Here is a 24,374-nt window from a genome sequence, read left to right on the forward strand (position 1 = left end):
CTCCTTCCACTCCCCGCCCTGAAGGACGGGGTTTCTCGGAGCACATCTGATGAAGGCCATTCTTCTCGCATTGCCTGCGCTGCTGGCCGCCGGCGGCGCGGCGCGCGCGCAAACGCTGCCCGATGTGCTGCTGCAGGAATTCCAGCGCCAGTCCGGCGTCACCGGCATGGCGGCTGCCATCGTGCGCGACGGCCAGCTGGCCTGGCACGGCGAAGCCGGCTACGCCGATGCGGCGCACAAGCTGCCGGTCACGCAGCAGACGGAATTCCGCCTGGGCAGCGTCTCCAAGTTCGTCACCATCGCCATGCTGGCGCGCCTGGTCGAGCAGGGCAGGATCGATCTGCAGCGGCCGGTGCGCGCCTACCTGCCGGACTACCCGGCCAAGCAGTACGAATTCACGCCGCTGCAGCTGGCCACCCATACGTCCGGCATGGGGCATTACGAGTTCGGCGACGGCCGCTTCGACGAGCGCGCCGAACCCTACAAGACGGTCGGCGAAAGCCTGGCCGTGTTCCAGGAGCGGCCGCTGCGCAGCCAGCCCGGCACGAAGTATGAATACTCAAGCTACGGCTACAACCTGCTGTCGGCGGTGATGGAAAAGGCGGCGCAGGAAGACTTCCGCGCCATGCTGGCCGGCGCGGCGCAGCTGGCCGGCACGCCGTCGCTGCAGCCGGAATTGCTGGCGCCGGCGGGCGCCCACTGGTCGCGGCTGTACGCGCAGGACGGCAGCGAGCTGCCGCGCCGGAATATCACCTACAAATGGTCGGGTGGCGGCATGCTGGCCAACGCGCCCGATATCGCGCGTTTCGGCCTGAAGACGCTCGATCCGGCCTTCATTGCGCCGGGCACGCTGGCCATGTTCACCGCGCCGCAGCAGTTTGCCGACGGCACCGGCATCAGCGGCAAGGACTACCAGCAGGCCATCGGCTGGCGCGTCAGCACCGATTACTACGGCAGGCGCTACTTCCACCACGCCGGCTCGATCGAGGGCGGGCGCTCCCAGCTCAGCGTCTACCCGGCGCAGAAGGCCGCCGTCAGCCTGCTGGCCAACGCCAGCTTCACGTCGGCGGTGGCGCTGAGCGCCGAATCCCTGCTCGACGCCCACAGCGCGGCGCCGGCCGGCCCCTGCCGCGAGGGTACGCGCGCCTTCAAGGGCCGCTGGCGCGAACAGGACATCGCCGGCCGTGCGCGCTTCTCGCGCGCCGGCGCCTACTGCAAGGTGGAGCTGTCGGCCGACAATGCGCTGGGCGACGCCGTGGCGCGCAAGGGCGCGGCGCCCGCCATCATCGGCTACAGCCGCGCCGCCGACGGCGCGACCTACTTCGTCACCCCGGTCGGCATCTATCCCGGCAAGGCGGCGGGCGACGTGCTGGCCTTGCAGACCTCCGCCGGCCCGGCCGAACTGCGCCTCAATTAAGCTGCGTCAGGTGCCGCCCCAGCCGCCGGCCGAGTGCCAGCAGGGTCAGGGTGGGCGGCAAGCCCCATGGCGCCGGCAGCACGGCGGCATCGCACACATACAGGCCGGGCGTGGCCGTGCGCAGGTTGCTGTCCACCGCTGCCGGTCCACCGCCGCCCAGTGCCAGCGCGCCGCCGGGATGGGCCGCGAAATGCCAGCTCTGGAACACATGGCGCGCGCCCGCCTCGGCCAGGATGCGGCGCGCCAGCGCCGTGCCGCGCTGGAAGCGGGCCCGGTCCTCCGCCTGCAGGCGCTTGTCGACCCAGCGCGGGCCGATGCCGCCGCCGGCCGCATCGCGGATCTTTACCATCAGGCTCAGTGTGCGGCCATGCGCCCACAGGCGGTCGATGCGGCCGACCTGCAGGGCGAAGGCCTGGTACATGGGGCGCGGCAGGGTCAGGTCGGCGAAGGACAGGCCGTCTTCGGGCAGCGCCATGCCGGCCGCCATCGGCACTTCGGCCCCGGCGCCGGGCGCGTCCAGGCCGTCCACCGCGCCCATGACGGCGACCACCGGATCGCTGAAGAAGGGCAGGCTGCGCGGCGCCAGGCCGGACGCATGCAGCAGGCGCGGGCTGCCGATGCCGCCGCCCGCCAGCACCACATTGCGCGCGCGTGCGCTGTGCAGCGCGCCAGCGTGCAGGTATTCCACGCCGGCCGCACGGCCGCCTTCCAGCAGCACGCGCGTCGCGCGTGCATTGTCCAGCAGGCGAGCGCCTTGCAGGCGCGCCTGCTCCAGCAGTTCGCGCGCGCTCCACTTGGCGCCGTACGGGCAGCCGTAGACGCAACGCCAGCAGCCGGTGCGGCACAGGGCAGGGCGGATCATCTTGTCGAGTTTCTGCCAGGGCAGGCCGGTGGCGCGCGCAGCCTGCAGGATGCGCTGCGCCAGCGGTCCCACCAGCTCGTCCGGCAGCTGGCCGATCGGCAGCTCGGCGCGGCATTCGGCCAGCGCCGGCGCCAGGTCGACGCCCAGCGCGGCAAAGCGCTCCAGCGGCGGCGCGGCGGCGGTGGCGAAGTTCAGGGTGGAGGTGCCGCCGGCGGTCAGGCCGCGCACCAGCAGCGAGGCGTCGCTGTGCAGGAAGGCGCCACGGCCGGGCACGGCGGCGATACGCGCCATCTGCGCCAGGGTGCCGCGCAGCGGTTCGGCGCCGCCTTGCTCCAGCAGCAGCACGCGCTGGCCCAGGCGCGCCAGCGTCTGCGCCACGCTGGCGCCACCGGGGCCGCTGCCGACCACGATGGTGTCAAGCACGGGCCGCCGCCTCCTGCTGCGCCGCCTGCGCCAGTTGCGCCGGCGTCAGGCCCATGGCGCGCAGCGCGCGCGCCGTCACGCCCTGCTGCGCAGCGCTGGCCGCCAGCAGCACGTGCGCCCCCAGCAGCGGCCGGCCCGCCTTGTCCAGCGCCGCCAGCGCCTGCAGCAGCGCCTGGCCCGAGGCGCCGGCGCGGTACAGCCCATCGCTGGCCGCCACCGGCGCCGGCGGCGGCAAGCTGGCGCCGGCCACGCCCAGGCCGGCCAGCGCATCCGCATACTGCTGCTCGACCGCCGCGCGGAAGGCGGAGGGCTCGGCCTGCAGGCGGCGCAAAGCGGCAGCGGCGCTGCCGTCCGGCAGCTCCAGCGCCGCCAGCACGAAGTGCTCGGCGCCGGGCTGCTGCTGCCCGGCCGCATTGGCATGCCGCTCGGCAGCCGTGCACAGGGTCTTGATGGTGGCCATATCGCCCAGGCGGCGTTTGAGGGTACTGAACATGGTGCTGCTCCTATGGATGGTCGGGACGGGACAGCCGCTTGTGCGCGGCCTGCTTCGACACGCCGAGCGCTTCCGCGATTTGCGCCCAGCTCCAGCCTTGCGCCAGCGCGGCATCGACGGCGCCGCGCTCGAGCCGGTCGGCCATCAGGCGCAGCGCCACGACAGCCGCCAGGGCCTCGGCCGGATCGTCGGGTGAGGGAAGGGATTTCAGGTTCGCCATATCGTCAACTCTAGTTGACGATATCGGGCGTGTCAACCTTTATTGACGCAGGAAGCCCTGCAAGTCCTTCAGCGCGCCGGCCGACAAGCCGTCCAGCTCCGGCGAGCGGCGGTCGATTTCGTTGGCCAGGTCGGCCAGCAGCCAGTCCATCTCCTCCAGCAGGGCGCGCAGCTCGGCCAGCATGGCCGGATCATCCTGCACCAGGGCCAGCATGCTGTTCAGGTTATCGGGGTCGAAGCCGGCCTGCAGCACCAGCGAACGGATGGTGGCCATGCGGTCGAACAGGAAGGCCATGGGCGAGCCGGGTGCGTCGGCCATGGAGTGCTGCTGCAGCAGCTCCTTCAAAGTGAACCAGGCCTGCAAGGAGCTGGACAGGTGTTCCAGGCGTGCCGCCGTATCGCTGCTGGAGCCAGCGGCGGCCGCCGCCGGCTTGCCCTGCAACTGCAACAGATCGCGCAGGGCCGACGCCACGCTGTGATCGAAGCGCGCCTTGTTAATCCGGTACAGCATCTCCAGGCGCGCCATGTCGAGCCGGCGCAGCACCGCCTCCGCCACATCGGCCGCCGCCACGATGCGCGCCAGCTTGTCCACCTGCTCGCCGCGCAGGCCGTGCGGATAGCCGCTGCCGTCCAGCCGCTCATGGTGCTGCAGCACCGCCCTGGCGGCGGACGGCGGGAAGCCCTTCAAATCCTTCAGCAGCAGGTAGCCGGTCAAGGGATGCACATGCACGAAGCGGCGCTCGTCGCTCGTGATCTGGTGCGACTGGTCCAGGATATGCGGATCGGTGTGCATCTCGCCGAAGTCATGGCACAGCGCCGCCAGCAGCACCGCCGGCAGTTCGCCCGGCGCCACGCCCATGCGCTGGGCGCAGGCAAAGGCGATCACCGCGCTATGCAGCGTATGCAAGAACATTTCCGGATGCTTGTCCGACATGACGGTGAGGCGCAGCTCCAGGGTCGAATGCAGCTGCAGGTTGGCGGTGCAATGTTTGAGCTGGCGTGGATCGCCGGCGCGCGCCAGCAGCTGGCGGTACGGCCCCTCATTCTCCAGCAAGCGGTCGAACTCGATGGCCAGCGCCGCGCCATCGATTGCCTTCTCCGACGACAGTACCTGGTCCAGCGGCGCCGACAGCTTATAGCGTGTGAGCTTCTCGAACTGCCGGCTATCGATGCGCGCGCCCTTGGCCAGCAGCTTGGTGCCGTTGCTGGCATAGATATCCTCGCTGGCGACGACATCGCGCGTATCGCCCATCTCCGTGACCGAACGCACGAAGTGCGGGCTCTCGCCAGGGACCTCCATCGCTTGCATTTCGCTAGCCATAATGTCCACCTTGGGGTCAGGAAGGAATGTGGACATTTTCTCAGAAAATGTCCACTTTTAGTCCTGACCCCAAGTAGGACACTCAGCTATTGTTGCTAAGGCGTATGCGGATGGGGTGGGCGGCGCGCTGGGCGGCTTGGGCGACGTAGGCTTCCCATTGGGCGCGGCTGGTGATGTCGCCGGCGCGGCTCCAGGCGCCGCCGGCGTAGTAGCGCAGCGGCTGGCCGGCGCGCACCGGGGCGAGGATGAGCTCGTTCAGCGCGTCTTCGGCGAAGCCTTGCGCGCTGGGCACGATGACGGCGGTGCCGAAGGCGCCGTTGCTGGCCTGTTCGATCCATTGCAGCAGCACCTGGCCTGCGCGCTGGGTGGCGATCCGCGGCTCCTGCCCCTTGTCGGCGGGATTTTTGTTCAGGCCCACGGCCACCGTCAGCGGCTCGCCGCCGGCGTAGCTGAAGGTGGACTCGATCAGGTCCAGCTGCTGGCCGGCGTCCACCGTGAAGCGCTTGGTTTCGCTGACCGGCAGGCCGGCCGCGTCCCAGGCGGCGTATGTCAGTTCGAATACCGTGCGCACAGGGCCGTTGGCCAGCACCTTCCAGCTGGCGTAGTTGGTGGAGACGTACAGTTTGCCGCCCTGCCAGACGCCGGTGCCCCCGGCGCCGCGCGAGCGGCCCACGTTGTACATGTCCATGCCTTCGCCTTCGTCATGGTGGTAGTGGTCGTGGCCCTTGTTGTACCAGCGGTCGACAACCGGGTACGGCACGCGCTTGAACCACAGGTCCAGGCCGGAAGTCACCAGTACCTCCTTCACCACCCCGGCCGGCGCGGGCGCGGCGAGGGCGGGACCGTACGTGCGGTGCGCCAGCTTGTCGTTCTCCCAGGCGAAATCGTCGAGCCGCTCGGGCACATAGCGGGCGAAGGTTTGCGGCGGCGCGGGCGGCGCCACCGTGTCGATCTTTTCCACCGTGTAGGTGGCGCTCTTCTCGCCGGCCGCGAAGCTGTGCTGGAACAGCAGCTCGCCATAGGCGATGCCGATGTTCTGCGGGTCCTTCGCTTGCGGCGCTACGTTGGTGACCTGGTGCGGCACCACGCGGCCGCTGGCGTCGCGCACGGCGATCTTCTGCACCAGCGCGTGCGGCAGGGCCTTGTTCACTTCGGACCAGGGCACGGCCACCGTCTCGGACGGGCGCGCAATGTCGAGGTCGTGCTGCAGCGTGATGGTCAGGCGCTCGCTGGCGCTGGCCGCCAGCGCGGGCAGGGCTGCGGCCAGCGCGGCCAACAGGCGGGTGGTCGTCATGGCCTCTCCTCAGTGGTGTTCGCGATAGTCGGTGGCGCCGCCCTTGGGCACGTAGTGGTACGTGCGCACGCGGAACTGGATGTCGAACCTGGGGTTGGTGACCAGCTTGATCATCTCGGCGCCGGCCAGCAACAGCGGGCCGTAGCCGTGCAGGGCGTGCTTGCTGGTGGGGCGGTTGTAGTAGTACACCATGTCGCCGGCCAGCGTGGTGCCGACGCAGGTGCCTTCCACCTCGCCCTTGTCGGTGACCCTGGTCTGCAGGCCGGCCCAGCCGGCTTGCGCAATGGAGCCGTACGGCGCCGGCGAGACCCAGCCCTGGTTGACCGCGTGCGCGATCACATAGGTGAAGATGGCGGAGGCCGAGGTTTCCAGGTAGGAGTCGTTACGGTCGATCATCTGGTGCCACAGGCCGCTGCCGGACTGGCGCTCGGCAATGCCTTTCAGCGCCAGGCGCAGCTGCGCCAGCACTTTCGGGTAGCCGGGATGGTCTTTCGGCAGCACGTCCAGCAGGTCGGACATGGCCAGCACCGACCAGCCGTTGGCGCGCGACCAGTAGAAGTTCGGCGCGTCCTGCATGCCGGCGTGCCAGCCGTGGGTGTACAGGTTGGTCTGCGGGTTGAACAGGTAGGCCGACATATTCAGCACATTCTTCACCGCGTCGTCGAAGTGTGCGCGCTTGCCGCTCATGCGGCCCAGTTCCGCCAGCGCAGGCACGCTCATATACAGGTCGTCGGCCCACAGCGATTCGGCCTGCGGGCGCTTGCGCGCCAGGGTGCCGTCCTGCAGGCGGAACTGCTGGTTGGCGACCCAGTCGCTGCAAGTGGCGATCATGTCCGCCAGGTCGGGCCCGACCCTGGCGGCGCGCGCACGCATCAGGGCCGCGCACATCGAACCCGAATCGTCCAGCGAGCGCGGGTCGAGGAAGCGCGAGAAGCTGTTGCCGCGTTCCAGCTTGAACAGCTTTTCCTGCGCGGCGAAGTAAGGCTTGGTCGCCTTGAAGAAGTTGAAGTGGCGCTCAGTCATGGCGGTGAAGCTCTTGTCGCCGGTGGCTTCGGCCGCGCGCAGCAGGCCGGAATGCACCACGCCCATCTCATACACCTGGATGCCGAAGTCGCCTTTGCTCGGCTCGAAGATGGCATCGGCCACCGGCGTTTTCAGGTCGCTGATGGCGGCGCCGGTCTTCTTGCTGATGATGCGGGTCGGCGTGACGCTGTCCATATAGCCGCGCACCTTGTGCAGAGTGCCGGTGATCTCGGCCACGGTCGGCATCTTGTACGGCACCGGGTAGGTGCCTTCGCCCACGTCGTTCGGGTTCTTGTTGTCGGGATTGCGGTAGGGGCCTTCGGCGTGCGCGGGGCTGAGGGCGAACAGGCAGGCCAGGGCGGCTGCCAGCAGGGGCAATTTCGGCTTCATAGGTCTCCGGGTGCGACGTTTTAAGTGTGGTGAAAGTGCGTCATCTGGTCAGGCCATTCTAATTTGGTCAGACCAAAACTGCAAGGTGGACTAGCCAATCTCATTTTGTGTGTGGCATACTGAAAACGTAGGCTGGACCATCCAAAGGACTTCTCATGAAAATCGCACGCTACATCAAGATGCACGAGGCAGACAATGTTGCCATCGTCGTCAATGACGGCGGCTTGCCGGCCGGCGCCGTGTTCGACGACGGCCTGGTGCTGGTCGAGGGCGTGCCACAGGGGCATAAAGTGGCGCTGGCCGACCTGGCCGAGGGCGATGCGGTGACGCGCTACAACGTGACCATCGGCTATGCCGACCGCGCCATTGCGCGCGGGTCCTGGGTCTCGGAGAAAGTGCTGCGCATGCCGGGCGCCCGTTCGCTGGACGGCCTGCCGGTCGCTACCCGCAAGCCGGCCCCGCTGCCGCCGCTGGAAGGCTATACCTTCCAGGGCTACCGCAATGCCGACGGCTCGGTCGGCACGCGCAACATCCTGGCCGTGACCACCACCGTGCAGTGCGTGTCGGGCGTGGTGGATTTTGCGGTGCGGCGCATCAAGGAAGAGCTGCTGCCGCGCTACCCGAACGTGGACGACGTGGTGGGCCTGGAGCATATCTACGGCTGCGGCGTGGCGATCGATGCGCCGGGCGCCGATGTGCCGATCCGCACGCTGCGCAATATCAGCAAGAACCCGAATTTCGGCAACCAGGTGATGGTGGTGTCGCTCGGCTGCGAGAAGCTGCCGCCGAGCCGCCTGTTCCCGGCCGGCTCGATCCCGATCGCCTCGGCCAACGCCAGCGCGCCGGCCGGCGAGCCGGACGTGGTGTGCCTGCAGGACGGCGCCCACGTCGGCTTCATGTCGATGATCGAATCGATCATGCGGACCGCCGAGCACCACCTGGAAATCCTGAACGCGCGCCGCCGCGAAACCGTGCCGGCCTCCGAGCTGGTGGTGGGGGTGCAGTGCGGCGGCAGCGATGCGTTTTCCGGCGTGACCGCCAATCCGGCGGTGGGCTTTGCCACCGACCTGCTGGTGCGCGCCGGCGCCGCCGTGATGTTCTCGGAAGTGACCGAGGTGCGCGACGGCATCGACCAGCTCACCGCGCGCGCCGAATCGCCGGAGGTGGCCGCGGCCATGATCCGCGAAATGCAGTGGTATGACGATTACCTGAAGCGCGGCGGCGTGGACCGCAGCGCCAACACCACGCCGGGCAACAAGAAGGGCGGCCTGTCGAACATCGTGGAGAAGGCCATGGGTTCGATCGTCAAATCCGGCTCGGGCGCCATCCACGGCGTGCTGTCGCCGGGCGACAAGCTGGCGCGGAAAGGGCTGATCTACGCCGCCACGCCGGCCAGCGATTTCATTTGCGGCACGCTGCAGATGGCGGCGGGCATGAACATCCACGTCTTCACCACCGGACGCGGCACGCCATACGGCCTGGCGGCGGTGCCGGTGATCAAAGTCGCCACCCGCAACGAACTGGCGCAGCGCTGGCACGACCTGATGGACGTGAACGCGGGCCGCATCGCCAGCGGCGAAGCGACCATCGAAGACATCGGCTGGGAGCTGTTCCGCCTGATGCTCGATGTCGCCAGCGGCAAGAAGACCTGGGCCGAACACTGGAAGATCCACAATTCCCTGGCGCTGTTCAACCCGGCGCCGGTTACCTGAAACGGAGCAAGACAACATGACGCAAACCGCAAAACCCTTCAAGCGCATCCTGATGACCGGCGCCGCCGGTGGCCTGGGCAAAGTGCTGCGCGACCGCATCAAGCCGTGGGCGGAGGTGGTGCGCCTGAGCGACATCGCCGACATGGGCGAGGCGCGTCCGGGCGAGGAGCTGGTGCGCTGCGATCTGTCCGACAAGGCGGCGGTCATGGCGCTGCTGGAGGGCGTGGATGCGGTGCTGCACTTCGGCGGCATCTCCACCGAGGCGCCGTTCGAGGACATCATGCAGGCCAACATCCTGGGCGTGGCCAACCTGTACGAGGCGGCCTACAAGCACGGCGTGAAGCGCCTGGTGTTCGCCAGCTCCAACCACGCCATCGGCTACTACAAGACCACCGATGTGCTGGACGCGAACATGCCGACCCGGCCGGACAGCATGTACGGCATCTCCAAGGTATTCGGCGAGCAGATGTCGCGCTACTACTACGACCGCTTCGGCGTGGAGACCGTGTGCATCCGCATCGGCTCCAGCTTCCCCGAACCGGCCAACAAGCGCATGATGTCCACCTACCTGTCCTACGACGATTTGACCGAGCTGCTGCGCTGCTCGCTGTTCGCACCGCGCGTGGGCCACACCATCGTGTTCGGCATGTCGGACAACGATTCGGTGTGGTGGGACAACCGCTATGCGGCGCACCTGGGCTACCGCCCGAAGGATTCCTCGGCCAAATTCGCGCACCTGTTCCCGGACACCAGCGAGTTCCCGGCCAAGGATGACGTGACCACCATCTACCAGGGCGGCAAGTTCCTGCTCGACGGCCCGATGTTCAAATGATCGAGCTGCGCACGGGCAGCCTGCGGGCGGTGGTCTTGCCCGCTGCCGGCGGCGGCCTGGCGCGCTTCGACCTGCTGCGGGACGGCGCAGCACCCGGCGCTGCCGCCGACGTCGTGCCCATCCTGCGGCCTGCGCCCGACGGCGTGGCGCAACCCTTGCCGGGCCAGCTGGCCTGCTTCCCGCTGGTCCCCTGGTCCAACCGCATCGCCCCGGACGGCTTTGAATTCGAAGGCCGCCGCTACAGGCCCGCGCCGACGCGCGAAGGCGAGCCATGCCCGATCCACGGTGACGGCTGGCGCCTGCCGTGGCAGGTCGAATCACGCGACGAATCCAGCGCTGTGCTCACGCTCGACCGCCGCAATGCGAGTCCGTTCGCCTTTACCGCCCACATGGCCTACACGCTGCGCGCCGACACCCTGCGCGTGACGCTGAAGGTCACCAACCACGGCGCCCACGCGCTGCCCTTCGGCCTGGGCCTGCACCCGTGGATGCCGCACCCGGAAGATGCGCTCCTGCGCGCCGCTGCGGATGGCGCCTGGCTGTCCGGCGCGGACAAGCTGCCCAGCGGGCATGTGCCGCCGCCGGCAGCGTGGGACTTTTCCAGCGCCGAGCCGCGCCCCTTGCCGCGCGAAGGCGTGGACAACGCCTTCACCGGCTGGGACGGCCGCGCCCAGATCGACTGGCCGGCGCGCAAGCTGCGCCTGCGTATCGTGGCCGACATGGACTACTACATCCTGTACGCCCCGCCGGGCAAAGACTTCTTCTGCTTCGAACCGGTCGACCATCCGGTCAACGCCTTCAACCTGCCGGGCGGCGCAGCAGCCAACGGCCTGACCGTGCTGGCGCCGGGGCAGGACCTGTGGCGCAGCGTGACGTTCGCCGTTGAGGAGATCACATGATGCCATCGCGCCCGCGCACGCGCGCTACCGCTCCTTTTGCCAACGTCGCGCGCCGCGCTCTGGCCGGCGCCTTGCTGCCGCTGGCCGCCCTGGCCGCCGCCGAGCCAGCCCGTCCAAGCGTGCCGTGGACGGCGGACCTGGGCAATGGCCGCTACCGCAACCCCATCCTGCACGCCGACTACTCCGACCCCGATGCCATCCGCGTCGGCCAGCGCTACTACATGACGTCGTCCAGCTTCAGCAACGTTCCGGGCCTGCCCCTGCTGGAATCGGACGACATGGTGAACTGGCGCCTGGTCGGCCACGCGCTACCCCGGCTGGTGCCGGAAGCCGCCTTCCGCGCGCCGCAGTACGGCAAAGGCGTCTGGGCACCAAGCCTGCGCCACCATGCCGGCAAATTCTGGATCTTCTACCCCGATCCAGACCACGGCATCTACGTCATCACCGCCAAAACTTTCGCCGGACCGTGGAGCAAGCCACGCCTGCTCATGTCCGGCAAGGGCTTGATCGACCCCACGCCATTGTGGGACGAAGACGGCAAGGCCTGGCTGCTGCACGGCTGGGCGAAATCGCGCGCAGGCTTCAACAACGTGCTAAGCCTGCGCCCCATGGCGCCTGACGGCAGCCGCATGCTGGACGACGTCAGCCGCGTGGTCATCGACGGCAATACGCTGCCCCGCTACAAGACGCTGGAAGGCCCCAAGTTCTACAAGCACAATGGCTGGTACTACGTGTTCGCGCCAGCAGGCGGCGTGGAATTTGGCTGGCAGTCCGTATTCCGCTCGCGCCATGTCGACGGCCCTTACGAAGCGCGCATCGTGATGGAGCAGGGCGCAACCGCAACCAACGGCCCGCACCAGGGCGCCTGGGTGCGCGCCGAAGATGGTAGCGACTGGTTCTTGCACTTCCAGGACAAGCGTGCCTTTGGCCGCGTGGTGCACCTGCAGCCAATGCGCTGGCAAGATGATGGCTGGCCGATCATCGGCGGACCTTCCGACAAGCCCGGCGTGGGGCAGCCGGTGAGCGAACACGCCAAGCCGATGGCGGCGCGCTCGCGTGCCGTCGGCGCGGCATCACCTGCCGTCGGAGACGAGTTCACCGCCCCGCAACTGGCGCTGCAATGGCAATGGGTCGCCAATCCGCAGCCGGGCTGGTATTCACTCAACGCGCGTGCGGGCCATCTGCGCCTTCATGCACAGCCCCTGCCGGCTGGCGCTGCGCCATTGCGCGCCATGCCATCCGTGCTGACGCAAAAGCTGCCTGCACCGGCTTTCACCGCTGTCGCCAAACTGGAACTGCACGCCGTCGCCGACGGCGATGCCGCAGGCCTGGCGATGTACGGCCAGAACTACGCCTGGATCGGACTGCGCCGCGAAGGCGGAGAGCTGCGTGTGGTGCTCGTGCGCTGCGAAGCGGCCAATGAGAAATGTCAGGAGCAGAGCGCCGCTACCTTACCCGTGTCTACGTCGGCGGCGGCCATGCACCTGCAAATGCAAATCGCCGCCAGCGGCCAGACTACGTTCTCCTTCAGCGCCGACGGCGCAACGTTCACGCGCATCGGTACTCCATTCGAGGCCGCCATGGGCCGCTGGGTCGGCGCCCAGATAGGCCTGTTCGCGCGCGGTGCCAATGGCGCTTACGCAGACATCGACTACCTGCGCATCACCCCTTAAAACGGGAGCAGTCGGAGACATATATTGTTTTCGGGTTCTGACTCTTTCCAACTCTCTTATACGCAAGTGCACTCTTTTTCACTCTTTTTGTCTAAGCGTATTTGACGCGGAGACAGAAATGGAAGACCTAAGCGAATTCACTTTTAGCGTACCAGCAACTGCGCAGGCATTTACCGATATCTGTGCTTACATGGATGCGCACAATATCAACGATCCCTTGGTTGTGATCGTCACACGCGCTTTGTACGATTGGATGGCGGCGCAGGATGCCGCACGAGACCCGCGCAGTTCGTTAACCTTGCGCATGGCTTCCGCTGCAATGCCTGGTCGGGGATCTGGTTGTTGCTACCAGGCCAAAAAGAGTTGAAAAGAGTCGCAAAGAGTTAGGCCCCCAATTCCACATAGGTCACCCGGCGCGGCGCATTTAGCGCGGAGCGGGCCGCAACAGGCCGAGGCGGCCCGCGCCCGCGTTGGACATGACGTTGGGCTGCACGTCCGCCGCAGGCAGGGCAGTGAACGTGTAAGGCACGCTCCAGCCCACATCCCCCGGCAACCCGCACTCGGCCAGCGGCTTGCCGTTCAGCTGAGAACCGCGATCGAGCACCGCGCCGCCCTCCGTCCCGCCTGGATTGCGCAGGACGTCGCCGCAACCGCGCGCGCCTTCGATCTCGTAGGCGTTGGCATCGATGATCACGCGTGCCTGTTTGGCGATGCCCACGCTGTAGCTGTGCGCATACTCGGCATGCTTGCGCGAGCCCTTATGGAAGTTGTTCAGCAAATGCACCTGCCCGAAGCGCACGCGCGGCGCGCGCGACGACACATGGTCGAAGAAATTGTGAGAGAACGTCACCCGCAGGCGGCCCTCGTCGCCGCTGGCGTTATCGCTTGCCCCGACCAGCGTGTTCTTCTCATGCAGCGAGAAGTGGTTGTACGACACGGTGACAAAGTCCGAACCGCCCGTAATATCCAGCGCGCCGTCGTGGCACTGCTTCAGCATGCCGTTCTCGCGCTGCGCCTGGCCGTCAGTCTGCGGCGCATCGGTAAAGCTGTTATGGTCGATCCACACATGGTGCGAACCGAAGACGGTGATGCCGTCATAGACCGAATTCCAATTGCCATGCGCGCCATCCTGCGGGTCCCACTTCGGCGCAGGATCGCAGGGATTGCGGATCGACAGGTTACGGATGATGACCTGGCTGGCGTTCGACACCACCAGGCTCGCGTTGACGAAACCCGCATCCTCGCCAAGTCCGATCAGCGTTGTATTGGAAGGCAAGCGCACTACGCCCGGCTTGGCGCCATCCGCCATATCGAGCGTGCCGCGCACCTGCACGATGCGCGCGGATGGTGCGGCAGGTGTGGCAAGCGCCGCGAGCAGCTCCGCCCGCGATGCAACGGTATGCACGGCAGACGGCGCCGCGTCCGCACCGCCACGCGTTCCGCCCTCCATGCCCGCCCAGCCATCGGACGGCGCATGCTCGCGCGCCACGCCCCGCGCCGTGTCGGCGGGATCGACCAGCGGGCCCAGGGCGGGGAACAGGCGCGCCAGCTCGCGCGCCGCCATATCGCCGAAGATGCGGCCGCCCTTAGGGCCAAGATGGGTGTAGTCGAAGCCCGCCCCCTTAGGCGCCGCCAGCGTATCGGCCTGCTCCGGCCCCATCTCCTGCACCGCCGCCAGCGACAACGCATTCAGGTCCAGCAGCGCCGCACCTTCACGCCGCGCCACCTCGCGCGCCCCCGCCGCCCACGGCGCCAGGTCGTTCCACACATAGCCATTGCGGAAGCTGCGGCGGGTGAGGGAAGTCACCAGCACCGGCACGCCGCCGCCGGCCTTCACATCCGCCACGTAGCGCGCCAGGTTGGCCGGGTATTCGCGCACCAGGTCGGTCGAGCGCCCCGGCTTGCCCGGCTGGTCGTTGTGGCCGAACTGCACCAGCACATAGGTCTTGTCGAAGCCCGCACGATCGCGCAGCAAAGCCTGCACCTGCTCCCAACGTCCTTCCGCGCGGAAGGAGCCCGAGCTGCGGCCATTCTTGGCCAGGTTCAGGCACAGGGTGCCGGGACGCTGCCGGCGGCACAGGTAATCGCCGTAACCGCCGCCGCTGGCGACTGTCGAATCACCGACCAGGATGATGCGGTCAGCCGCCTGCGCGGCGGGGAGGGAAACGAGACAAGCGAGGGACAGCAAGGCGTGGCGCAGCATGAGGCTCCTCCATAGGATGCCCCATTCTATTTTGGCCTGACCGCATATGCAAGTGGTCAGGCCAAAAAATATTGATCTTAGCCGCGCGAGAAGGTTTTGGTGACGCGTTCCAGGTGGGCGCGCATGGCCTGGCGCGCGCCGGCCGCATCGTGCGCTGCGATGGCCGCCACGATTTTGCGATGGTCGTCCAGCGTATGCTGGCGCAGCTCTTCGGTCTGGAAGTGTTCTTTCAGCTTATGCCACATGGTGCCGCGCTGGTTCCACAGCGTTTCCACCACGCCCACCAGCGCCGTATTGCCGGTCGCGCGCGCAATCGCCAGGTGGAAGTTGCGGTCGGCCTGCTCGTTGCTGGCGCGGTCGTCGTGGTGGCGCTCCATATCGGCCGCCGCGCGCAGGATGGCGTCGATGGCCGAATCGGTCGCCATCTTGGCCGCAATGGCCGCCACCTCGGACTCGATCAGGCGGCGCGCCGCCAGCACTTCGAAGGGACCAGGGCCGCCTTCTGCCACATCGGAAGGGGAGGACGCCTGCTCGCTGACGTACACGCCGGAACCGCCGCGCACCTCCACCACGCCCGACAGTTCGAGCGCGATCAAGGCTTCGCGCAGGGAAGCGCGGCTGACGTTCAGCTTGACGGAGAGTTCGCGCTCGGCCGGCAAGCGCGTGCCGGGCTTGATGTTCTCGGCGCGGATCAGTTCCTGGATCTTGGCGGCGACCACGCGGTACAGGCGTTGTTCGCTGGCTGGATGCGACTCCGTTGCGACAGTCTTTTTGTTCATGCGGCCAATCTCTTTAAGTGGTCGCCCGATTTTAATTTGGTCTGGCCAATTTCGCAAGAAATGCGCGGGCAGAGATGTCTCTGATATGATGTCAGACATCTTTTTCGCATGTATAATGTGCCCATGACTATCCCCCCACGCAAGCGACACACCCTGGCCCAGGGCGTGGTCGAACAGATCAGTGCCAGCATCAACGGCGGCGTGCTCAAGCCCGGCGACAAGCTGCCGACCGAATCGGCCATCATGGAGCAGCACGGCGTGAGCCGCACCGTGGTGCGCGAAGCGATCTCGCACCTGCAGGCGGCCGGCCTGGTGCAGACGCGCCACGGCATCGGCACCTTCGTGCTGGACAAGCCGCGCCAGGGCAGCGGGCTGGGGATCGACGCCGAAAGCATCGTCACCGTGCGCGACGTGCTGGCCATTCTCGAACTGCGCATCAGCATGGAAACCGAGACTGCCGGCCTGGCCGCCGCGCGCCGCAGCGAAGAGCAGGTGGCCGAACTGGCGCAAGCGCTGGCCGACATGCGGCAAGCGATGGAGCAGGGTCGCGCCTCGGTCGAAGCCGACCGCCGCTTCCACCTGGCGATTGCCAAGGCCACCGGCAACCGCTACTTCGTCGACATCCTCGGCCAGCTGGGGCAAGCCATCATCCCGCGCGCCCGCGTCAACACCGCCGGCCTGGCGCAAGACCGCCCCGCCGACTACCTCGAACGCGTGCACCGCGAGCACGAAGACATCTACCGCGCCATCCAGCGCCAGGACGCCGAAGCCGCCCGCGCCGCCATGCGCACCCACCTCTCCAACTCCCGCGAACGCCTGCTGCAAGCCCAACAGCGCTTCGAAAGCGAAAAAAAAATGGGGACGTACCCCATTTAATTAGCAACATTCTCGAAGAGAATGTTTCAAATTAAATGGGGTACGTCCCCATTTTTTTTCCATTTTTTTCTTGCGTGCGTTTCGATTGAGTTGTACGATGACTTACAACTGATCACCACTTCAAGGAGTCAAAGATGTCGCTGTCCCCGCAAGAACTGAAAAAAGTCATGTCGTCCGGCTTGCTGTCCTTCCCGATCACGGACTTCGATGCCCAGGGCAATTTCAATGCGCAGTCGTATGCCGGCCGCCTCGAGTGGCTGGCGCCATACGGTGCGAGTGCGCTGTTTGCGGCGGGCGGCACGGGTGAGTTCTTTTCGCTGACGGCGCCGGAGTATTCGCAAGTCATCAAGGTGGCGGTGGAGAGCTGCCGCGGCAAGGTGCCGCTGCTGGCCGGTACCGGTGGTCCGACCCGCCAGGCCATCGCGCTGGCGCAGGAGGCGGAGCGCCTGGGCGCGGATGGCTTGCTGTTGCTGCCGCATTACCTGACCGAGGCGAGCCAGGATGGTTTGATCGAGCACGTGGCGGCGGTCTGCGCGTCGGTGAAGATCGGCGTTATCGTCTACAACCGCGCCAACTGCCGCCTGTCGGCCAATTCGCTGGCGATCCTGGCCGAGCGTTGCCCGAACCTGATCGGCTTCAAGGACGGCATCGGCGACATCGAACTGATGGTGCAGATCTACCGCAAGCTGGGCGACCGTTTCTCCTACCTGGGCGGCCTGCCGACGGCGGAAGTGTATGCCGGCGCCTACAAGGCGCTGGGCACGCCGGTGTATTCGTCGGCCGTGTTCAACTTCGTGCCGAAGCTGGCGATGGACTTCTACCACGCCACCGCTGCCGGCAACACGGCGGAAACGGACCGCATGCTCGATGAGTTCTTCCTGCCTTACCTGGAGATCCGCAACCGCAAGGCCGGCTACGCGGTGTCGATCGTGAAGGCCGGCGCGCGCCTGGTGGGCCATTCGGGCGGTCCGGTGCGCGCGCCGTTGACCGACCTGACGGCGGAGGAAGACGCGATGCTGCTGGCGCTGATCAAGAAGCAGGGTGCCCAATAATGCAGCCCACCGGTGAAATGATCATTGGCCGGCAGCTGGTGCGCGGCGCGGCCGGTACCCAGCTGGCCTTCAACCCGGCCACCGGGGCGACCATGCTGCCGGAGTTCGGCCTGGCCGAGACGGCCGATGTGGAGCGCGCCTGCGCGCTGGCGGAGCAGGCTTTCGATGCCTACCGCAGCACCACGCCGGCGGCGCGCGCCGCCTTCCTGGAGGCGGTGGCCAGCAATATCGATGCGCTGGGCGCGACCCTGACCGAGCGTGCCATGGCCGAAACCGGCCTGCCGCAGGCGCGCCTGGAAGGTGAGCGTGGCCGCACCGTGAACCAGCTGCGCCTGTTCGCCAAGGTGGTGCGCGATGGCCACTGGCAGCAGGCGACGCTCGATTCGGCGCTGCCGCACCGCACGCCGCCGCGCCCCGACCTGCGCCTGCGAAAAATCGCGGTGGGTCCGGTGGCGGTGTTCGGCGCGTCCAACTTCCCGCTGGCGTTCTCGGTGGCGGGTGGCGACACCGCGTCGGCCCTGGCGGCTGGCTGCCCGGTGGTGGTGAAGGCGCATGGCGCCCATCCCGGCACCTCGGAACTGGTGGCGCGCGCGGTGCAGAAGGCGGTGGCCGATTGCGGCATGCCGGAGGGCGTATTCTCCATGCTCCACGGCGATGGCCGTAGCGTGGGCCAGGCGCTGGTGGCGCATCCGTCGATCAAGGCGGTCGGCTTTACCGGCTCGCGCCAGGGCGGCACAGCGCTGATGCGCACCGCCGCCGCGCGCCCGGAACCGATTCCGGTCTACGCCGAGATGAGCAGCATTAACCCGGTCTTCATGCTGCCCGCCGTGCTGGCCGGCGGCGCCGAGGCGCTGGGTGTGGCTTTCGTCGAATCGCTGACCATGGGCGTGGGCCAGTTCTGCACCAACCCTGGCCTGGTGATCGGCGTGGCCGGTCCCGACTTCGACCGTTTTGCCGCCGCTGCCGCCGCTGCGCTGCAGCCGAAGGGGGCGGGCACCATGCTCACCGCCGGCATCCACAGCGCCTACCAGGCGGGCGTGGGCCGTCTGTCGCAGGCTGCGGGCGTGCAGGTGCTGGCGCAGGGGCAGCAGGAGGGCGCCGGCTGCGCCGCGCGGGCCGCGCTGTTCCGCGTCGACGCCGAGACCTTCCTCGCCAGCCACGCGCTGCAGGAGGAAGTGTTCGGCCCGGCATCGCTGCTGGTCGCCTGCCGCGACGAGGCGGAAGTGCTGCGCCTGGCGGCCGGTCTGGAAGGCCAGCTGACCGCCACCGTGCATTGCACGGCAGGCGACCATCCGTTTGCAGCGCAGCTGCTGCCGACGCTGGAGCGCAAGGCGGGCCGCGTGCTGTTCAACGGCTTCCCGACCGGCGTCGAAGTGTGCCACGCCATGGTGCACGGCGGCCCGTTCCCGGCCACTTCCGACACGCGCAGCACGTCTGTCGGCGCCACGGCCATCGAGCGCTTCCTGCGCCCGGTGTGCTACCAGAATGTGCCGCAAGCCTTGCTGCCGGCGGCCCTGCAGGACGATAATCCACTGCGCCTGGCGCGCCTGGTGGATGGCGAGCTGCGGCCGGCAACTTAAAATGTGTAGTACGGCCGGGGGAGACACCGGCCGCTTTGACTGATATTAAAACTATGAATCAGCACAACCCGCAAGCCGTCGGCCTGGCCGACGCGCCGCCTGCCGCCATCGGCAAGTACCGCTGGACCATCTGTGGCCTGCTGTTCTTCGCCACCACCATCAACTACCTGGACCGCCAGGTGCTGTCGCTGCTGGCGCCCGCGCTGTCCAGGGAATTCAACTGGTCGAACACCGACTACGCCAATATCGCCGCCGTGTTCCAGTTCGTGTACGCGATCTCGATGCTGTTCGCCGGCCGCGTGATCGACAGGATGGGCACGCGCCGTGCCTTCGTGCTGGCCATTGTGGTGTGGTCGTTCGGCGCCATCCTGCACGCCTATTCGGTGGCGATCGGCACCGCCGTCAGCAACCTGTTCGTGGCGGTCGGCCTGGCCGCCGTGCCCATTTCGGTGGCCGGCTTCATGGTGGGCCGCGCCGTGCTGGCGCTGGGCGAGGCCGGCAACTTCCCGGCCGCCATCAAGGCCACCGCCGAATACTTCCCCAAGAAGGAGCGCTCCTTCGCCACCGGCATCTTCAACTCCGGCGCCAATATCGGCGCGATCCTGGCGCCGATCACGGTGCCGATGATCGCCGAGGCCTGGGGCTGGCAGGCCGCCTTCATCGTCATCGGCGCAGTCGGATTCGTGTGGATGGGCTTCTGGCTGCACTTCTACGAAACCCCGGCGCGCCAGAAGCGCCTGTCGCGCGCAGAACTCGATTACATCAACAGCGATGCGGCCGATGCCGTCGCCGCGCCGGCCGCCGCCAGCGCCGCGCCAGCGCCGCGCAAGGCATCCTGGTTCAAGCTGCTGGCCTACCGCCAGACCTGGGCCTTCACGGCCGGCAAATTCCTGACCGACGGCGTGTGGTGGTTCTTCCTGTTCTGGCTGCCCAAGTTCATGGCGGCGCAGTACGGCATGACGACGACGGAAATGGTGGTCCCGCTGGCGGTGCTGTATTCGATGACCATGGTCGGTTCGATTGGCGGCGGCTGGTTCCCGGCCTACTTCATCAACCGCGGCGCCAGCGTCTACCACGGCCGCATGCGCGCCATGCTGACCATCGCCTTCTTCCCGCTGGCGGTGCTGCTGGCGCAGCCCTTCGGCTATCTGGGCGTGTGGGTGCCGGTGATCCTGATCGGCATTGGCGCCTCGGCGCACCAGGCCTGGTCGGCCAACCTGTTCACCACCGTGTCCGACATGTTCCCCAAGCATAGCGTCGGTTCCGTGGTCGGTATCGGCGGCATGGCCGGTGGCCTGGGCGGCGTGTTGATCACCAAGGTGGCCGGCAGGCTGTTCGACCACTACAACGCCCTGGGCCAGATCCAGACCGGCTACATGATCATGTTCACCTTCTGCGCGCTGGCCTACCTGCTGGCATGGTGCATCATGAAGGCGCTGGTGCCGGCGCATAAGGAAATCACGGACCTGTAATGGAAAAAGTCAGCGGAGTTCACTGCACGGTGGGCGAGAGCCCCACCTGGCACGCGGCGCAAGGCGCGTGGTACTGGGTCGATATCCCGGCGCGCCGCATCTGGCGCCTGGACTACGCCAGCGGCGCCACGCGCTACTGGGAGGTGCCGGAGATGGCGGCCTGCATCACGCCGGCCGCGCGCGGCGGCCTGGTGGCGGGCATGGAGAGTGGCATCTTCCGCCTGGCGCTGAATGGCGATGGCAGCGTGGCGGCCGAGCGCCTGGCTGCGCCGCCGGCATCGGAGCTGTTCGACGGCATGCGCTTCAACGACGGCCGCTGCGACCGCCAGGGGCGCTTCTGGGCCGGCACCATGTTCATGGACATGGCGGCGGCGCGCGCCGTCGGCAAGCTGTACCGCTATAGCGCCGAAGGCGGGCTGTCGGCGCCTTTCGTGTCCGGCCTGCTGACGCAGAACGGCACCGCCTTCTCGCCGCGCGGCGACGTGATGTACCTGTCCGATTCGCACCCGCAGCGGCGCATGGTGTGGGCCTTCGACTACGACATCGACAGCGGCGTCCCGCACAACAAGCGCATCTTCCTCGACCTCGGCGCGCAGCAAGGCCGCCCGGATGGCGCGGCGGTCGATGCCGACGGCTGCTACTGGAGCTGCGCCAACGACGGCGGCCTGCTGCAGCGCTTCACGCCAGCCGGTGCACTCGACCGCGAGATCGCGCTGCCGTTCGCCAAGCCCTCCATGTGCAGCTTCGGCGGCCCGGCGCTGGATACCTTGCTGGTGACCTCCATCGACCCTGGCCACGCGGCCGACGGCTGGCCCGGCAGCGTGCTGCTGCTGCGCCCCGGCGCGCAAGGCGTGGCGGAAGTCCCGTTCGCCGCCTGAGCGGCGCCTGTTGCGGATTCGCCGCGCCGCACCTTTGATGCAGCGCAAAGCCTGGCGCAATGACGCCGCCGCGGCGCCGCAGGGCGGCAGATCGCTGCCTACAATCGCCCCTACTACTTCAACCCGTGGGGGCGATGATGAGATTCGAAGTCTACAACGACGGCTCGGGCGCTTTCACCGGCGCCGACGAGGCGGAACAAATCGCGATCGAGCAGTTCCTGGAGTTGCTGGCGCCGCTCGACAAGCAGCGCATCAGCGACAAGCGCATGGCATCCATCCTGGAGCGCTGCATCAGCCAGACGCCCGCCTACCTCGACCCCTACGACGCCCTCGCTTCCCTGTACCTGATGACCGGCAAGCCCGCCAAGGCGCTGAAGCTGGCGCGCAAAGGTATCGCCGTGGCCAGCGCCTTGCTGCCGCCCGGATTCGCCGGGCGCATCCCGTGGGAACACGAAGGCAACCGTTCCTACCTGACCTTGATGCGCACCGTGGTGACTTGCCTGTGCGGCATGCGCCAGCATAAGGAGGCCGCCGCGCAAGCGGCCCGGATCCTCGCGCTGGACCCGAGCGATGGCGCCGCAGTCCGTTTCTCGGCGGGGCATGAGGCGCTGCGCGCGGGCGACACGGAGACGGCGCGCCACCTGTTCCGCGACTATGCGCATGAATACCCGCCGTTCTGCTATGAGCTGGGTTTAGTCCTGTTCAATGAGCGCCAGCTGGTGGCCGCCGCGACGGCATTCCGGCGCGGCATCGCGGCCAATCCCTATATTGCGATGCTGCTCTCGACCGGAACGCCGCCCAACGCCTTGCCCATCGCGCATTACCACTGGCGCGAAAGCCCCGATGCCGCCGCGCGCTACCTGGACGTCTATGGCAGCGTATGGGATGGCAAGGGGGAAGCGCAGCGCTTCCTCTACTGGCTCTTCAATCATTCGCAAGTGATGCGCGAACGCGCCGCCATCATGGCGTGCCGGGAAGAGCGCCCCTTCGTGGAGACGCCCGACCTCGCGCACCCCGCGCTGGCGCACGAAGCCGCCCTGGTCGAGGCCATTGACGACACCTTGTCGGCCGCCATCGTGCAGCAGCGCGCCACACCGGCTGGGCTGATCTGGCCATGGGATACCTACGAAGGCGCCGAGCCGGCCCACACGCTGCACTGAGTGCCCATCCGGCACGAGGGGCAGGATTGGTGTAATTTAGGGGTGAGGCGATGGAAAAGCGGACTCCACATTGGAAGCTGTCTTTCGTCCACGATTTGGTCCGGGCTGGAAGGGTACGCGCTACGCTGTCTGCCTCGACCGGTGCGGGGACGCTAGAAATCTACAGCTTGCGAGGCATGTGCGAGGTCGTGCTTTCCCTGTCGCGCAATGATTTTCACAAGAGTATGACCAGTTCTGCCGATCATAGAGTCTGGCAAGATGTTTACCACGGACGCACACGAACTGGACGTGCGGCATACGTGAAATTGACAGTCATTGATGACGTTCTGATCATTTCGTTTAAGGAGCTTTGAGCATGAAGTGTCCTTTCTGCGGACGCGCGGAGTTGCGGCGAGTTGTTCGTGATGTTGCGCTGGAATTCAAGGATCAGCATTCAATGGTTGCTGACGTTTCCGGGGACTTTTGCGAAGCTTGCGGCGAAATGATTTTGGCCGAGGGCGAAACCGATCGTGTTGGGTCTGCATTGCAAGAGCTTCAGCAGCGCTTTGAACAACGATTGGTGTAGAGGGGGGAGCGATCTGCGGACCACTGCTATCTAATCGCGGCTGCAATTCGCTATTCCTTCCACGGGCTGTTTCGGCTGCCTCCGCAGGAGGCGTGAAGTTTCGTGGCAATCTGTTACATTGGCTTCGTTAATAGGTGCAGGAGCCTTTTTATGTTATGCCCAGTTTGCGGTGAAGCGACGCTGATTCATGCAACGCGAGATATGCCTTTTTCTTACAAGAGTGCGTCTACCTTCATTCCTAATGTTGAAGGGGACTTCTGCAACTCATGCGGCGAGTTGATTATGTCGGATGCAGAAACTATGCGGGTAGGCAAAGCGATGCGGCAGTTTCAGCAAGAGGTGGACGCGCTGGAAGGGGGCGTCGGCAGCTAAGTTGTCGAAAATATTTACATAAATTTAACCTGCTAAGTTTAAAGGGCTGATTCTTAAAGAATATTATCGATGGTATGAATGTTGCATAAGCGATAGCACCCTAATTGCTATCGCATTTGCTCATGAACCTTGTTCCAAAGTTGTCGCTCACTCTCATACTGACCTCCACCGTTTTTCCTGCTCACGCCGGGATTTTTGCCAATATTGAGGTCAGGGAAGTCCGGCACTCGGTGAATGGAAAATACGTCGATGGATCGGGCATTCCTTTTGCCGGAAGCATGTCATCGAATTTCGTACTTGCGAAATCTAAGTGTGTTGAATGGCAGTTCCCAGAATATGCAGGCTCTATGTGCAGGTACCAGGCGGACTTCTCCGGCCTTGAGTCACCCTACATCAATGCGTTCAACTCACGATTTCAAAGTGCATCGCCGATCACCAATCAATTGAGTGTCTCTTTATTCAATAGGCCGGATGGCAGTTACTTTGGCTGGTTCACTTTTTTGCAGGGCAAGACCGAGTTCTATACGAACGATACGGGCAGCTACCAAGCAAGCTTGACTAGCAATTACCAGTTTCGTTTTGAAGGAGCAGGACCTTCTGCGAGCCCCACATCTGATCTCAACTTTGCTCGTCGCATTTGGAGCGAGGGTATCTTCACCGAACGGAATTTCTTTAATTCGTGGGATGTTTTCCAGCTTCGTGACGCAGGCGACTTAGTGGTTGAATCGGAGTACTGGTCCGGCAAATTTGCCGCAACGGTAGGTACAGTTCCCGAGCCGACGACATCGTTGTTGATGATCGCCGGTTTGGCGGCACTGATCTTCCGACGCTCTCCCCAGAATCGTGCCCACGGCATCCGCTAAGCACTTGATCCAGTGC

At 66.4% G+C, this 24,374-nt stretch carries 24 protein-coding genes; 16 read left to right on the forward strand and 8 right to left on the reverse strand.

Translation table 11 applies throughout. The features are described from left to right. Positions 1-49 precede the first annotated feature (49 nt). The gene (locus ACE3TQ_RS13125; protein ID WP_374582679.1) at positions 50-1,417 is read left to right on the forward strand and encodes a serine hydrolase domain-containing protein; all 1,368 of its coding nucleotides are present in this window, start codon (positions 50-52) and stop codon (positions 1,415-1,417) included. On the opposite strand, the gene ACE3TQ_RS13130 is transcribed toward ACE3TQ_RS13125, so the two are convergent. The 6 genes from ACE3TQ_RS13130 to ACE3TQ_RS13155 form a co-directional block, all read right to left on the reverse strand. Next, entirely contained in the window at positions 1,410-2,702 is a 1,293-nt protein-coding gene (locus ACE3TQ_RS13130; protein WP_374582680.1) for a GMC family oxidoreductase N-terminal domain-containing protein, read from the reverse strand. The genes ACE3TQ_RS13125 and ACE3TQ_RS13130 overlap by 8 nt on opposite strands. Continuing rightward, positions 2,695-3,195: a Clp protease N-terminal domain-containing protein gene (locus tag ACE3TQ_RS13135; protein ID WP_374582681.1), complete on the reverse strand. Its 501-nt coding sequence runs from the start codon at positions 3,193-3,195 to the stop codon at positions 2,695-2,697. Before ACE3TQ_RS13135 ends, ACE3TQ_RS13130 begins: the two co-directional genes overlap by 8 nt. A 10-nt stretch (positions 3,196-3,205) precedes the next feature. Beyond that, positions 3,206-3,415: a helix-turn-helix domain-containing protein gene (locus tag ACE3TQ_RS13140; protein ID WP_374582682.1), complete on the reverse strand. Its 210-nt coding sequence runs from the start codon at positions 3,413-3,415 to the stop codon at positions 3,206-3,208. Between the two features lie 39 nt (positions 3,416-3,454). Next, positions 3,455-4,735, reverse strand: a complete 1,281-nt coding sequence (locus ACE3TQ_RS13145; RefSeq protein ID WP_374582683.1) for an HD-GYP domain-containing protein — start codon at positions 4,733-4,735, stop codon at positions 3,455-3,457. Positions 4,736-4,817: 82 nt separating this feature from the next. Then, the gene (locus ACE3TQ_RS13150) at positions 4,818-6,029 is read right to left on the reverse strand and encodes a DUF4861 family protein (RefSeq protein ID WP_374582684.1); all 1,212 of its coding nucleotides are present in this window, start codon (positions 6,027-6,029) and stop codon (positions 4,818-4,820) included. Positions 6,030-6,038: 9 nt separating this feature from the next. Then, entirely contained in the window at positions 6,039-7,442 is a 1,404-nt protein-coding gene (locus ACE3TQ_RS13155) for a glycoside hydrolase family 105 protein (RefSeq protein WP_374582685.1), read from the reverse strand. 155 nt (positions 7,443-7,597) lie between these two features. Between ACE3TQ_RS13155 and garD the strand changes: the two genes are divergently transcribed. From garD to ACE3TQ_RS13180, 5 genes are all read left to right on the forward strand, one after another. Next, positions 7,598-9,154 (forward strand): galactarate dehydratase, encoded by a 1,557-nt coding sequence (gene garD, locus ACE3TQ_RS13160; protein WP_374582687.1) that lies wholly within the window; start codon positions 7,598-7,600, stop codon positions 9,152-9,154. A 16-nt stretch (positions 9,155-9,170) separates the two neighbouring features. After that, positions 9,171-9,986 (forward strand): NAD-dependent epimerase/dehydratase family protein, encoded by an 816-nt coding sequence (locus tag ACE3TQ_RS13165; RefSeq protein WP_374582688.1) that lies wholly within the window; start codon positions 9,171-9,173, stop codon positions 9,984-9,986. After that, the gene (locus ACE3TQ_RS13170) at positions 9,983-10,885 is read left to right on the forward strand and encodes an aldose 1-epimerase (RefSeq protein ID WP_374582689.1); all 903 of its coding nucleotides are present in this window, start codon (positions 9,983-9,985) and stop codon (positions 10,883-10,885) included. Before ACE3TQ_RS13165 ends, ACE3TQ_RS13170 begins: the two co-directional genes overlap by 4 nt. Next, entirely contained in the window at positions 10,882-12,558 is a 1,677-nt protein-coding gene (locus tag ACE3TQ_RS13175) for a glycoside hydrolase 43 family protein (protein ID WP_374582690.1), read from the forward strand. Before ACE3TQ_RS13170 ends, ACE3TQ_RS13175 begins: the two co-directional genes overlap by 4 nt. A gap of 118 nt (positions 12,559-12,676) precedes the next feature. Beyond that, on the forward strand, positions 12,677-12,925 hold the full coding sequence (locus tag ACE3TQ_RS13180; protein WP_374582691.1) for a hypothetical protein: 249 nt from the start codon (positions 12,677-12,679) through the stop codon (positions 12,923-12,925). Positions 12,926-12,982: 57 nt separating this feature from the next. Here the strand turns inward: ACE3TQ_RS13180 and ACE3TQ_RS13185 are convergent, their stop codons facing one another. Next, a complete protein-coding gene (locus tag ACE3TQ_RS13185) occupies positions 12,983-14,761 on the reverse strand; it encodes a GDSL-type esterase/lipase family protein (protein ID WP_374582692.1) in 1,779 nt (592 codons plus the stop codon). Between the two features lie 77 nt (positions 14,762-14,838). Further along, positions 14,839-15,540, reverse strand: coding sequence for a FadR/GntR family transcriptional regulator (locus ACE3TQ_RS13190; protein ID WP_374582693.1), 702 nt, complete (start codon positions 15,538-15,540; stop codon positions 14,839-14,841). Positions 15,541-15,663: 123 nt separating this feature from the next. On the opposite strand from ACE3TQ_RS13190, the gene ACE3TQ_RS13195 reads away from it, so the two are divergent. The 10 genes from ACE3TQ_RS13195 to ACE3TQ_RS13240 all read left to right on the forward strand — a co-directional run bounded on the left by ACE3TQ_RS13195 (position 15,664) and on the right by ACE3TQ_RS13240 (position 24,358). Further along, a complete protein-coding gene (locus ACE3TQ_RS13195) occupies positions 15,664-16,416 on the forward strand; it encodes a FadR/GntR family transcriptional regulator (protein ID WP_374582694.1) in 753 nt (250 codons plus the stop codon). A gap of 134 nt (positions 16,417-16,550) precedes the next feature. Continuing rightward, entirely contained in the window at positions 16,551-17,468 is a 918-nt protein-coding gene (kdgD, locus tag ACE3TQ_RS13200; RefSeq protein ID WP_374582695.1) for a 5-dehydro-4-deoxyglucarate dehydratase, read from the forward strand. After that, entirely contained in the window at positions 17,468-19,048 is a 1,581-nt protein-coding gene (locus ACE3TQ_RS13205; RefSeq protein ID WP_374582697.1) for an aldehyde dehydrogenase (NADP(+)), read from the forward strand. Before kdgD ends, ACE3TQ_RS13205 begins: the two co-directional genes overlap by 1 nt. A gap of 53 nt (positions 19,049-19,101) precedes the next feature. Next, on the forward strand, positions 19,102-20,520 hold the full coding sequence (locus tag ACE3TQ_RS13210) for an MFS transporter (protein WP_374582698.1): 1,419 nt from the start codon (positions 19,102-19,104) through the stop codon (positions 20,518-20,520). Continuing rightward, the gene (locus ACE3TQ_RS13215; RefSeq protein WP_374582700.1) at positions 20,520-21,398 is read left to right on the forward strand and encodes an SMP-30/gluconolactonase/LRE family protein; all 879 of its coding nucleotides are present in this window, start codon (positions 20,520-20,522) and stop codon (positions 21,396-21,398) included. Before ACE3TQ_RS13210 ends, ACE3TQ_RS13215 begins: the two co-directional genes overlap by 1 nt. Before the next feature lie 134 nt (positions 21,399-21,532). Next, positions 21,533-22,558, forward strand: coding sequence for a hypothetical protein (locus ACE3TQ_RS13220; RefSeq protein WP_374582701.1), 1,026 nt, complete (start codon positions 21,533-21,535; stop codon positions 22,556-22,558). Between the two features lie 50 nt (positions 22,559-22,608). Continuing rightward, a complete protein-coding gene (locus tag ACE3TQ_RS13225; protein WP_374582702.1) occupies positions 22,609-22,911 on the forward strand; it encodes a type II toxin-antitoxin system MqsR family toxin in 303 nt (100 codons plus the stop codon). A gap of 2 nt (positions 22,912-22,913) precedes the next feature. Then, positions 22,914-23,123, forward strand: a complete 210-nt coding sequence (locus tag ACE3TQ_RS13230; protein ID WP_374582703.1) for a type II toxin-antitoxin system MqsA family antitoxin — start codon at positions 22,914-22,916, stop codon at positions 23,121-23,123. Between the two features lie 150 nt (positions 23,124-23,273). Continuing rightward, positions 23,274-23,495, forward strand: coding sequence for a type II toxin-antitoxin system MqsA family antitoxin (locus ACE3TQ_RS13235; RefSeq protein ID WP_374582704.1), 222 nt, complete (start codon positions 23,274-23,276; stop codon positions 23,493-23,495). 122 nt (positions 23,496-23,617) lie between these two features. Next, entirely contained in the window at positions 23,618-24,358 is a 741-nt protein-coding gene (locus ACE3TQ_RS13240) for a PEP-CTERM sorting domain-containing protein (RefSeq protein WP_374582705.1), read from the forward strand. Positions 24,359-24,374: the final 16 nt, after the last annotated feature.

This window comes from Pseudoduganella sp., from assembly GCF_041914865.1.
Taxonomy (GTDB): Bacteria; Pseudomonadota; Gammaproteobacteria; order Burkholderiales; family Burkholderiaceae_D; genus Rugamonas.